This window comes from Paenibacillus peoriae KCTC 3763 (assembly GCF_000236805.1).
Lineage (GTDB): Bacteria > Bacillota > Bacilli > Paenibacillales > Paenibacillaceae > Paenibacillus > Paenibacillus peoriae.
Window position 1 is genome coordinate 133,931 of the sequence record NZ_AGFX01000029.1, and the last position, 12,593, is coordinate 146,523.

Below are 12,593 nucleotides of genomic sequence, written 5' to 3' on the forward strand. Positions count from 1 at the left end.
TAGATCCCCCCATATAGATGATTATCCTTATGCCTCTCGGCTGATAATGCTAGTATAGTAGTGGAATATTTAAAATTCCTTAAAAGAACGGAATGAATTCGAACGGTGGAAAGGTGGAACAACGTGTGCGAGTGCTTGTCGTAGAAGATGATCCTTCTCTTCTCAGGATTATCCGTGACCTCTTTGAAAGTGAATCTTTCCTGACAGATGGTGCAGAAACAGGCGACGAGGGATACTATTTGGCCGGGCAGAATATTTATGATTTGATTATTCTCGATATCATGCTGCCGGAAATGAGCGGTGTTGACATTGTCAAAAAGCTGAGGTCACAGGGGATGCTCGTTCCCATCATTCTTTTGACTGCTAAAGATGCGGTCGAAGATCGTGTTGCCGGACTGGATATCGGAGCAGACGACTACATCACGAAGCCGTTCGCCCTCTCGGAATTAATGGCACGGACAAGAGCTGTTTTGAGGAGAAAGGGTACGATTGGACAAGAAGGAGATTTGATCTATGGATCTATCCGATTAATCCCAGCGGCGAGAGACGCGTTTATTGAAGACCATGCCTTGAATTTAACCACAACAGAATATAAATTACTGGAGTTCTTTCTATGTAATAAAGAGCAGATATTAACCCGTGAGCAGATATTTGACCGGGTATGGGGATTCGATTCAGGAGCAGCCACGACAGCAGTCGACGTATATATGCATCTGTTGCGTAAAAAGCTCGCGGCCCGTAACGCCGACAACCTCTTTAGAACCGTGCGTGGAATCGGGTATATGCTGACAGGTGAACCTCATGTTCATTAATATCCGCAGAAGGCTGGTCATCCTGAATACTGCCGTTTTCCTACTCGTTTTCTCCATATTGGGCACCTGGCTATACATTCATATGCAATACCAGCTATACCACAATACGGATGAAGTCATGATACAGGCCCAGAAGCAAGTTCTATACTCTGAAAATCCAGCAGAACTACTAGAAAACGATCATTTGGGCTCTCAATATGATTATGATGACAAAATAACATACCTGCTCTGGTCTGCTCCAAACAAGTTCCTCGGACAGTTGCCCAAGCAGTCGTTACCCCCGGAACTGGTTAGTCAATTCCAATATTCATCGGACGAACAGACCATTCGGACGGTAAACATCGGTGATCGCAGTTATCGGGCTCTTCAGTTTAAGTACACACCCAAAGATTCCGACACGCCAATCATGGTTTGCCTCGTCAAAAGCTTGAAGGATGTGCAGGGCGCGCTCCGGTCCTTGATGTGGAATATCACTGCCGGAATTGTCATCGGAGGGTTTGTGTTCGTTTTTGCAGGTTTATTTCTGGCCGGACGTGCGCTTGTACCTATACGAAACTCCTGGGAAAGGCAGCAGCGCTTTGTTGCAGATGCGTCGCATGAAATGCGAACACCAACGGCAATCATCCATGCCCAAACAGAGATGCTTCTGCGGCACCCCACACATACCATTGAAGAGGAGAGCCCTCAAATCGCTATAATTCTAAAAGAAAGCAAGTGGATGGGCAGGTTACTGGAGGATCTGCTGACACTGGCTCGATCTGACTCCAATCAGTTGCAGATTGCCCCCTCGTCCATCGAACTGGATTCATTATTATTGGAATTGGCAGAGCAATTCAAGTTATTGGCAGATACCAAAGGGATCATAATTGAGACGGTAGTCCAGAAGCCTCTGCTCCTATGGGGAGATGGCGGGAGAATACGCCAGCTTCTGACCATCCTGCTGGATAACGCCTTGAAATATACCCCATCCGGCGGGCAGATTAAGGTGGCTGGACGCTATCAAGGTCCTTCCGTATATATTAGCGTGTCAGATAACGGCTGTGGAATCCCTGAAGCTGATTTACCCAATGTCTTTAACCGATTTTATCGTGGTGACAAGGCCCGGTCCCGTACCGAGGGGGGAACAGGACTTGGACTATCCATCGCTCAGTGGATTGTAGAAGTACATGGCGGAAGCATCCGCATCCATTCAGAAATTAATAAAGGAACTCAAGTGGAACTATTCTTCCCCCCTAAAAAAAACGTAAACAGAATAAGAGGACAGGGTAGGATTTAAACAAAAAAACGGCAATGGCACAGACGTCCAAGACGTGAATGCCATTGCCGTCATTATTTGGGTTGAGATTACAGCTTTACTCGTTGAAGGCGCAGCGCATTCAGCACGACCGAAACAGAACTGAATGCCATGGCTGCTCCCGCCAGCCACGGGGCAAGGAAGCCCAAGGCAGCAATCGGGATACCGATTACGTTGTAACCGAGCGCCCAAAACAGATTCTGGCGTATGTTAGTCATGGTCCGGCGGCTCATTTCGATCGCGTCAGGAATGCTGTTCAGGTTGCCGCGCATGAGCGTAATATCGGCGGCCTCCATCGCCACATCCGTACCCGTGCCCATCGCCATCCCAATATTAGCCGTAGCCAGTGCAGGCGCATCGTTAATACCATCGCCCACCATGGCTACGACCAAGCCTTGTTCCTGGAGCCGTGTCACTTCTTCAGCCTTGCCCTCAGGCAGCACCTCCGCCAGTACCCGCCCAATTCCAGCCTCGGCAGCTACCGCACGCGCGGTCCGTTCATTATCGCCCGTAATCATGATGACTTCAATGTTCATCGCCCGCAGACGGGCAACGGCCTCCCGTGACGTTTCTTTGATCGTATCCGCCACGGCTACCAGTCCGGCATAGGCGCCATCGACAGCGACAAGCATGGCTGTTTTCCCTGCGTTTTCCAGTTCATTCATATGTTGCTCGGCGGAGTCAGCTATCGCGATGCCTTCCCTGCTCATCAATCGGCGTGTACCTGCAAGTACCTGCTTGCCTTCCACATGAGCCTTCACGCCATAACCCGGAATATTTTCAAAATCTGTCGGTTCCACCAGCTTAATGTCGCGTTCCGCAATCCCCTTTACAATGGCTTCCGCCAGTGGATGCTCCGAGCTTTTTTCCGCCGCACCGAGCCATCGCAGTAGATCCGTTTCAGCGAATCTGTCCTCTTCAACAACAACATCCGTCAGTACCGGCTTGCCGTTCGTAACCGTACCTGTCTTATCCAGTACCACCGCGTTGATGGAACGGGTCATTTCCAGATGCTCGCCACCCTTGAACAGGATGCCATATTCTGCGGCACGTCCCGATCCTGCCATAATGGACGTTGGCGTAGCCAATCCGAGCGCGCAAGGACAAGCAATGACGAGCACTGCAATCATTTTCTCCAATGAACCTGCAAAATCAGACGGTGTCACAAGGAAAAACCAGACGAGAAACGTCATCACGGCAACGGCAACTACAATGGGTACAAAAATACCCGAGATTTGATCCGCGATCCGCTGAATCGGGGCCTTGGAGTTTTGTGCTTCCTCCACGACTTTAATAATACGGGCTAACGCCGTATCGCCACCCACACGCTCGGCCTGGATACGAAGTACCCCGTTTTTATTGAGCGTGGCTCCTGTGACCGGGGAACCGGCCTCTTTTTCAACTGGAAGGCTCTCACCGCTTAGCATCGATTCATCCACCGCCGAGCGCCCATCCACGACCACCCCATCGACGGGAATTTTCTCGCCGGGGCGTACCATAAAGATATCCTTCACACGTACCTGTTCAATCGGTACATCGAGCTCTTGTCCATCACGCACCACACGTGCCGTCGTTGCCTGGAGACTCATCAGACTTTTGATCGCCTCGGACGAACGTCCTTTGGCTACCGCCTCGAACCATTTACCAACCAAAATAAGCGTAATCAACACTGCGCTGGTCTCGTAATATAACTCAGGCATGGTCATGACCCCTGTTCCTGTCACACCTGCCATTCCTCCCATGTCCTCCATAGGGGCTGACGGCCGCAAGGTGAGGTACAAGCTGTAAAAATAAGCCGCAGACGTACCCAGTGCAACCAACACATCCATATTCGAGCTTCCATTGCGAAGCGCTTTATACGCCCCCACATAAAACTGCCATCCAATAATGAACTGGATTGGCGTTGTCAGCACAAGCTGGAACCACGGGTTTAAAAACAGCTCCGGCACATAAATCCATGAGGTAAAGGAAAAATGAGCCACCATCGCCCACAATAACGGAAACGACAGTATTGCCGACACGATCCACTTCCATTTTTTACGCTGGATATCCTTGTTGCGCACATCCGCTATATGATCATCAGCGCTCTGCGGGATCGCTCCGTAGCCCAGTTGCTCAATCTTGCTTACCAGATCCCCGACTATAATACTCCCCGCCGCATATTCGACATGAGCCGTTTCCATTGCCAAATTCACCGTAGCACCTGTCACACCTGGCATTCGATTCAGGCCCTTCTCAATCCGGGTTGCACAAGCTGCGCATGTCATGCCTGTCACATTCAGATTGGCTTCTTCGCTTACAGTTCCAAACCCAAGAGAAGCAATTTTATCGCGAAAATCAGGGATATCCGCCTGCTTCGGATCATACGATATCGACGCCTGCTCCAGCGCCAAATTCACATTGGCCTGGGCCACGCCGTCTATCCGATTCAGACCTTTTTCAATACGGCTAGCGCAGGCGGCACAGGACATCCCTGTAATATGAAGCGTCGTCTGCTTGTCACCGTCGGTCACACGGTTTTCCATGGTAGCTCTCCTCCTACATACCCCACAGGGGTATATTGTATTCAAAAAGAAAAAGCTCCTGCTATGGAAGCTCCTCCTTTAAAACAAATCTCTTCACGCATGAATCAGCTTAAATTTAAACAACGTCATAGCCTTGGTCTTCAATGGCGTTTTTCAGAGCTTCCACGTTCAGTTTGGACTCATCGTACTCCACAGCCACTTGCTTCGCTTCAAGATTGACCTTGCCGGAAGCACCGACCTTCTCCAAAGCTCCTTCTACTGCTTTCACGCAGTGATTACAGCTCATGCCTTCTACGTTCAATGTAACTTGTGCCATTTCCTTTTCCTCCTCCGGGGTACTTCATGTACCCGATGATGTGTATGGGTATTGCTTTTAACGGATTAGCTTCTTGACCGTAACCAGCAGCTCGTCGATCACTTCCGGCTCTCCTGCCTGCATGCGCTCAATGACACAGCTTTTCATATGCCCTTCCAGCAGCAGCTTGCCGACACCATTCAAAGCAGACTGGACAGCCGCAATCTGGTTCAGCACATCATCACAGTAGGTATCCTTCTCGATCAAGCCTTTAATTCCGCGCACCTGACCTTCAATACGGTTCAACCGGGATGTAAGACTATTCTTGAATTCTGCCGAGTGATGACTTTTTCTAACTGTCTTTTCCCCGTCTGTTCCGCAATGATTCTCGTGAACTTCATGGTGGGAAACAGGTTGCTCCTCAGCCATACATCAGCCTCCTGTGTTGTGTATATGCCTGTGTAGTACATAGTGCATTTGTTAATATGTCCCTATCATAATATACCCCCACGGGGTATGTCAAGCTTCCAGAAAAATGTCACTTGTTTGCCTTATTTCAAGCCTTCGCGCTTCCTTCCTTCGCAAGCACCAGAAAGCTTAACAGCGCACCGATCTCTGCAATAGCGATAACGACCGCCATGGGTACAGGTGTTGTGCCGCTACCCAAGCCTACTAGCGGCGAAGCGATGGAGCCAAGCAACAAAGGCAGCAAGCCAAGCATGGCAGATGCGCTACCGGCGGAACGCTGCTGGCTCTGCATAGCCAGTGAAGTCGTCGTTGTGCTCACAATTCCCACGCAGGAAACGATGAAAAACAGGGGAACTAGAACAGCAAACAATTGACCTCCGGTAAAAGCCACGGTAAGCAGGCTGATCCCGGCTACAGCTGCAATCACCAAGCCCGACAAGAGCAGTTGCCGCTCGTTGAAGCGGCCTACGAGTCTGCCAGTCAGCTGGGAAAACAGCACAATCCCCAAGCCATTCACCGCGAAAATGATGCTATACGTCTGAGGGGAGACCCCGAAAATATCCTGAAGCACGAACGGCGATCCAGCGATGTACGCGAACATTGCCCCTGTAATGAGTGCCTGCGAGAAGGCATAGCCCATAAAGCGTCGATCCGCAAACAAATGACCGAGCGTACCCAGCGTCTGCTTCAAGCCACCGGATGAGCGGCGATTAACAGGCAGCGTTTCCGGCAAGCCCAGCACGACGGCAATCAGCATAGCCACACCGACCAGGCACAGCACCATGAACACACCGCGCCAGGAAACAAAGTTCAGGATCACTCCGCCCAGCACAGGTGCGGCAATGGGAGCCACGCCATTTACCAGCATGAGCAATGAGAAAAAGCGCGTCAATTCTTTGCCTGAGTATAGATCACGTGCCACAGCTCTGGAGATTACGATTCCCGCCGACCCGGTGAGTCCTTGAACAAAACGAAGCGCAATGAGCATACCAATATTCGGCGCAAATACGCATAGCAGCGAAGCAGCAGCGTACAGAATAAGCGAGATGACCAGTGGCGCTCTTCGACCTCTGACGTCACTAAGCGGACCGGCAACGATCTGACCCACTGCCAGTCCCAGCAGACAGGCGGTCAAACTAAGCTGTGCCAGCGAAGTGGTTGTATGCAGATTGTCGGCTAATGTAGGTAATGAAGGCAAATACATATCTATGGACAAGGGTCCAAAAGCACTCAATGCTCCCAGGACAAAAGCAATCCATAAAATTCGGGATTTGGTCATATCTGCGGCAACCATTACCGTATTGGAAAACCGGTTCATAATAAGAATCATCCTTTTCAAAAAAATATAAAATATGACTTCAATATATTATGATATCATCATTTCGGCCTACTTCGAATAATTACACGCTAATCCGCGATTTTTTTTTCAAAACTGCTATATATCAGGCAGGAATTTACCAATTTCAGGTCGAATTGTACTATATCCAAAACATGTATTCGAAACAAAAAATTTATGGAATCTGGAGAATGATAATGGTCTATGATGGAGTGCTGCTGGGTCTCATTGTAGGTCTGCTCCGAGGAGGCTGGCGGCAAGGGCTGATCCGTTTCAGTCAAATTCGCCTCATCGCCGGCTGGATGTTTCCTTTGCTGCTGCTGGTGCAGTTTATTATTTTTTATGCCCAGGAAAAGTGGGCTTGGCTGGCGTCCATTAACGGATATTTATTTATGGGCATTTATGTGATTGGATTGATATTTCTCTGGTTGAACAGACATCATAAGGGATTCGGGCTTATTTTCATCGGCGTAATGTTGAATTTTATCGTCATGGCGGTGAATGGAGGCAGGATGCCGGTCTCGTTAAGCGCTTCGGAGGTGCTGGGTCCCTATTATACAGATATGCTTAAATCTGGAAGCGTCATCTCGAAGCACTATATGATGGATGCAAGCACACATTTATCATTGCTAGGTGATATCATCCCCCTCTCCAAGCCCTATCCCCGCACGCAGGTGATCAGTATTGGAGATGTCGTCATGAACTTCGGGATGTTCCTGTTTATCCAAAGCATTATGATCATGAACAAGAAGAAGGATAATCAGCAAGAAACCAATCCCCGCCACGCCTAATGCGTACCTTATTCCAAGGAAGGGAGGGAATCCTATGAAAAACTTGAAATATTCCCGTGTGATTATCAATGCCATTATCGTCGCTTCTGTCGTAATTGCTTTGACTTCCGGTTACAAAATTGGAGGCTAGTCACCGATAAGAATAACAGGAAGCACAGGCTCAACAAAACAGGCTGGATTCCGGCCTGTTTTTTCATGTGAAATTTCCGATTACAAAATTGTAAATTATCCCATTCACCCCTGGTAGCTTTGACATCTAGATACGACAAGGCAGGAGAAGAAATGATGAGTATAATAAAAAAGCTGCAAGAACGGGTTACCGCGACGGGAATATACGTGTTTCTCATATGTACAGCAGGCGTGATTATCCTGTTGTATACGAACCACTGGTCCTTTTTGCACTATTCGACAACAGAGTGGGTCACGATCTATTCCCTATTGGGAGCAGTTCTGATTCTGGAGCATTTTACCTTCCAGCTACCACCGGCCAGCAACAAGCAGTCCATGGACTCCTCCGTGTACCTTGCTTGTATTTTTGTGCATGGCATCGAAATTGCCATTCTGGTTTTGCTGTTCAATGCAATCATTGCCGCGTTCCGGCATAAAGAGCTATCATGGTGGAAGCATACCGTCAATTTTTCCATTTATGCACTTTCCATTTTCCTGTCTTCCATCGTATTTGAGCTAGCCGGCGGAACGCAGGGGGCATTGAATGCCGAGCATTTTACGTCCTATCTGCTCGCGCTAATCTGCTACTTTGCGGTGAATACAATCACACTGGGGCTCTACTTTTATATCGCACACAAGGGGTCCTTCAATGAGCTAAAACAGGCTTTTGTGGCTGAATCCCTGCTCGTATATTTATGTACACTCATCCTGTCTCTGGTGTTGACTACGTTGATGTATTACAACGGCATTTTGGGACTTCTGCTGGTCCTTGGACTAAGCATGCTCCTGTCTCACGCCTTCAAGCAGATGTTCACGATGTATCGGGAAATCGAGGAAAAGGCCAACATGGATCGCAGAACAGGGCTCTACAATCACAGCTACTTTGAAAATACACTTGAAGCCGAACTGGATATATCCAGATCCCAGAACATTCCTCTCAGTTTGGCGCTGATCGATATTGATGATTTCAAAAAATACAATGATCACTTTGGCCACCTCAAAGGCGATCAACTGCTGGGATTTCTCGGTGATTTTCTAAAAAAGGAAACCTCTGGTACCCACATCACGGTGTCCCGTTATGGCGGAGAAGAGTTCACCCTGCTTATGCCTGACCATACCGCTGAACAAGCCTACGAAATCGTTAATGCCATCCGAAAAAGGCTAAATGACTCTCGCTACGAGGGCGTGGAAATTTTCCCGCACGGCTGCTTGTCCTTCTCCGCAGGCATCGCACAAAGCCGCATCGACATCTACGACAAATCACAGCTGGTCGATCTGGCAGATAAAGCACTGTACTACGCCAAGAAGCAAGGGAAAAATATCGTTCATACACATGGCAGTTTAAATGAAGTGGAACGCGAAGTCGATCTGGGGCAGGATATTCGTGATATCGAACAGCAGCTTAATCTGTTTTTGTACAAGGATATCAATACCTTCAAGCATTCCAAACGGGTATTCAGATATGCAGCAGACATGAGCGAAGTGCTTCATCTCAGCCCGGAGGACAAACGACGTTTTGCGCTGGGTGCGCTCATTCATGACATTGGCAAGCTGGAAATCCCATGGAATATTCTCAATAAAAAAGAGAAGCTGTCCTGTGAGGAATGGCAGATGGTGCAAGCGCATGTGATGTGGGGCAAACGTATTGTCGAAGCCAACGAACGATTTATAGATTTGGTTCCTTTTGTGGAACTGCATCATGAACGTTATGATGGAGGAGGCTATCCGTTTGGCTTTAGGGGTGAGCAAATTCCCCGGCTGTGTCGGATGCTGACAATTATCGACTCTTTTGATGCAATGACGACTGAACGTCCTTACCAACCCACCAAAACGTTCGAGGAGGCCATTGAGGAGTTGCGCGCCTGCTCAGGCGGTCAATTCGATCCCGAACTAACGGCTATTTTTATCCACTATATTCAGCATAAGCAACCTGCTTTCATGGATTCCATGGAAACAGGCCTCTAACTCTCCACAGGCTCGACCTCATTGCCCCTACCGTCAGAAATCATCCAGATTTCCACATCGGTAGGGGTTTTCATATGATTAGAACATGCAAATAAAATTTATTTCAAATTTCATATAAATGTCATAATTCGCTCCATCTATTCATGCTATATGGACTATGATAAATAGAGATCGGATTTGTCTGTATAAAATATTACAAATGAGGATATCCTCGCTTCAAGTAATCGAGAGAAGGTGACTTCACAGGCATGTTGTACCTGTCCAGGCAAGCTCGCGTGGCTTGTCTTCTATTGCTGTGCCTACCGCTTCTTATCCTATTTCCTCGCTCATTATGGGCTCATGCGTTTGTCATTGAATCCAGTCCGACCGAAAATCAGGTTTTGGACAAGTCGCCTTCACAGGTGAGCATCACCTTTAATGAGGATTTGCAGTCTGCCTTTATGTCGATCAAGGTGACCGATGAAGCAGGCAAGCGAGTCGATACAGGAAAAGCACAGCTCAACCCGGAACACAAAGCCACCATGGAAATCAAACTGATTCCGGGGATGAAAAATGGAGTTTACACCGTTAATTGGAGAGCCCTGTCGGCAGACGGACACCCGATTAATGGAGTCATACCCTTTCAAGTCGGTAGCGGTTCCAATTCGTATACCAACCAAACTGCCGCATCTGAAGGCTCAGTAGCATCACGCCTCGACTTAATCGCTGTCCGATGGTTCCTGTACATAGGAATATCGCTGCTTTTTGGAGCGCTTTGCTTCCGTTTGTTCATCTTGCCAAGCTTAGGCCGAGGTAAGGGCAAGGAGTCAGAGGCGTCACAGGAGCTTGATCAACGCTTCTCTGCCACATTGCCTCGCTGGCCTGTGCTGCTATGGAGCGGCTACGGCATAACGTCTGCCGCCATTCTGATCAGCCTGCCGCTTCAGGCCTCATGGGATGCGGGGGTTTCCATCGGGCAGGGCTTTACACTCCCGATCCTGGGAGAAGCACTCCAGTTTACAGGGGCAGGACAAGTCTGGTTCATCCAGATGGTTCTCGTACTGCTGCTGAGTGTAACGCTGATTTACACGTTGGATCACAGCATTTCCATCCGCCAGCGCCGTCTGTGGGGCTACAGCTCTGTTATCCTGACGCTGAGCGTCATGCTGTCCAAAGCCTTTGTCGGCCATCCGGCAGCGGCGACCCATCCGGCTCCGGCCATTGCCGCGGACTTTGTCCACCTGGCGGCCGCAGCCTTTTGGATCGGCTCACTTGCCGTCATGGCTGTGTGCCTGCCTGTGGCCGGGTCAGAGCTGTCCGTGCCGGAGCGGACAGCTCTGCGACAAGCAGCCCTGCGCCGCTTCGCCGGCTGGGGCATTGCCATGGTGGCAGCGCTGCTCGCCACCGGTATCTATGGAGCCGTGCTGTATGTCCCGGCTCCCTCCATGCTGCTGAACACGTCCTACGGACTCGTTCTGCTCGGGAAAGCAGCGCTGCTGCTGGTCATGCTGGCCTTCGCGGCCAGCCAGTTCCGCAGCGCACGGCAAGCGGCCGCGCCTCAGCGGGCCGCCGTGGGGTTGCGCACCGAGCTGTGCGTCGGTCTGCTCGTGATGCTGCTCGCTGCGCTGCTCACCCACCTGTCGCCCGGCCAGGCCCCTGCTGTACCGTTCGAGGAGACACGCACTACGGACGAGTATAGGGTCACGCTGGCGGTCAGCCCCAATGCTGTGGGCAGCAATGAATTTAAGGTAACCATTCAGGATCGCAAAGGGGCTGCGGTTTCAGGAATTCAGCAGGTTACATTGACGCTCGTTCCGGCAGCCCCTGACAAAGCTCGGCAGGAATTTGTTCTCCCCGTGAAGCAGCAGCCCTTCCGCAGTCAGGAATTGATGACCGCCGAGGGAACATGGGTTGTCAAAGTACACGCCCTGACGGTATCTCTTGATGCGGTAGATGCTGACTTTACCCTGCACGTAGGCGGGAAAAAATAAACATTTTATGACTTCAGGATTGTGCAAAATCCTCACATGAAAAGGAGCGAAATAAATATGAATACAGCGATTCAAGCGGTAAAATCCAGATTTTCCAGGTTTGCGGCATCCGCGGGCCTGATTGCAGCAGGTGCCTTGCTTTTTGCAGGTATGGCCAGTGCACACGTGACGGTTAAGCCTTCCGTTTCACAGCCCAATGCGTGGGAAACCTATACGCTGAAGGTGCCCGTAGAGAAAAACATTCCCACCACCAAAGTCGCTTTAAAAATCCCGAAAGAGGTCGTTTTTAAACAATACGAGCCTGTACCGGATTGGAAGGTAGCCACTGAAAAGGACAGCTCCGGTAAAGTGACCACCGTTACCTGGTCGGCGGAAAAAGACGGTATTCAAGCAGGGCAATACCAACGCTTCAGCTTTGTAGCACAAAATGCAGACCAGAATACCGAAGCACCCTGGAACGCCTTCCAGTATTACAGTGACGGAAGCATCGTGGAATGGACAGGCGACGAAGGAAGCAACAATCCCCATTCTATTACCAAAATAACGACGGAGGCCGCATCCGAAGCTCCTGCTCCTGCTCCTGCCGCCGACAGTGGGCATGATTCGGCGGGCACTGCAGCAGGCCACGCGAGCACAGACACGGCTCAAGATAGCACTAGCCCCGCGCCCGCTTCGAACCCTGCTACCGAAGCCGCGCCTGCCGCTACTGCTCCAGCCAGCTCGGCAGTACAGACGACCGCACTCGTCCTTTCGATTATTGCAGTCGTGCTTGGTTCAGCAGCTGTCGGCATTGCGCTCAAGCGCCGCAAGTAAGCTTTAGCTTAACAAGCAAAAATCAGTCACCGTTACGTACCAGCGATTTCAGGCAAAACTCAACCAGCGCACACCGATTGAATATCGATGTGCGCTGTTCATAGGATTACCATGCAAAAAAGCTCCCTCCCATTTTTATTGTTAAAGGAGCAAGCT

Annotated in this window: 10 protein-coding genes; 6 read left to right on the forward strand and 4 right to left on the reverse strand. The window is 49.9% G+C overall.

The annotated features are described in order from the left end of the window. Positions 1 to 125 precede the first annotated feature (125 nt). Positions 126 to 812: a response regulator transcription factor gene (locus tag KQI_RS0115830; protein ID WP_010347797.1), complete on the forward strand. Its 687-nt coding sequence runs from the start codon at positions 126 to 128 to the stop codon at positions 810 to 812. Beyond that, positions 802 to 2,088: a sensor histidine kinase gene (locus KQI_RS26980; RefSeq protein ID WP_010347798.1), complete on the forward strand. Its 1,287-nt coding sequence runs from the start codon at positions 802 to 804 to the stop codon at positions 2,086 to 2,088. The genes KQI_RS0115830 and KQI_RS26980 overlap by 11 nt, the downstream gene beginning before the upstream one ends. Before the next feature lie 68 nt (positions 2,089 to 2,156). Here the strand turns inward: KQI_RS26980 and KQI_RS0115840 are convergent, their stop codons facing one another. From KQI_RS0115840 to KQI_RS0115855, 4 genes are all read right to left on the reverse strand, one after another. Then, positions 2,157 to 4,631 carry a heavy metal translocating P-type ATPase gene (locus KQI_RS0115840; protein WP_010347799.1) on the reverse strand — a complete coding sequence of 825 codons (2,475 nt, stop codon included), beginning with the start codon at positions 4,629 to 4,631 and terminating at the stop codon, positions 2,157 to 2,159. 115 nt (positions 4,632 to 4,746) lie between these two features. Then, a complete protein-coding gene (locus KQI_RS0115845; RefSeq protein WP_010347800.1) occupies positions 4,747 to 4,947 on the reverse strand; it encodes a copper ion binding protein in 201 nt (66 codons plus the stop codon). A 57-nt stretch (positions 4,948 to 5,004) separates the two neighbouring features. Further along, positions 5,005 to 5,355: a metal-sensitive transcriptional regulator gene (locus KQI_RS0115850; protein WP_010347801.1), complete on the reverse strand. Its 351-nt coding sequence runs from the start codon at positions 5,353 to 5,355 to the stop codon at positions 5,005 to 5,007. Between the two features lie 127 nt (positions 5,356 to 5,482). After that, complete coding sequence (locus tag KQI_RS0115855; protein ID WP_010347802.1) at positions 5,483 to 6,712, reverse strand: multidrug effflux MFS transporter; 1,230 nt, start codon at positions 6,710 to 6,712, stop codon at positions 5,483 to 5,485. Between the two features lie 215 nt (positions 6,713 to 6,927). Here KQI_RS0115855 and KQI_RS0115860 point away from each other — a divergent pair, with 215 nt between their 5' ends. From KQI_RS0115860 to KQI_RS0115880, 4 genes are all read left to right on the forward strand, one after another. Next, complete coding sequence (locus KQI_RS0115860; RefSeq protein ID WP_010347803.1) at positions 6,928 to 7,521, forward strand: DUF5317 domain-containing protein; 594 nt, start codon at positions 6,928 to 6,930, stop codon at positions 7,519 to 7,521. Between the two features lie 282 nt (positions 7,522 to 7,803). Beyond that, positions 7,804 to 9,654: a bifunctional diguanylate cyclase/phosphohydrolase gene (locus KQI_RS0115870; protein ID WP_029390190.1), complete on the forward strand. Its 1,851-nt coding sequence runs from the start codon at positions 7,804 to 7,806 to the stop codon at positions 9,652 to 9,654. 248 nt (positions 9,655 to 9,902) lie between these two features. After that, positions 9,903 to 11,624: a copper resistance CopC/CopD family protein gene (locus KQI_RS0115875; RefSeq protein WP_010347806.1), complete on the forward strand. Its 1,722-nt coding sequence runs from the start codon at positions 9,903 to 9,905 to the stop codon at positions 11,622 to 11,624. A 57-nt stretch (positions 11,625 to 11,681) separates the two neighbouring features. Continuing rightward, positions 11,682 to 12,437 carry a YcnI family copper-binding membrane protein gene (locus KQI_RS0115880; protein ID WP_010347807.1) on the forward strand — a complete coding sequence of 252 codons (756 nt, stop codon included), beginning with the start codon at positions 11,682 to 11,684 and terminating at the stop codon, positions 12,435 to 12,437. Positions 12,438 to 12,593: the final 156 nt, after the last annotated feature.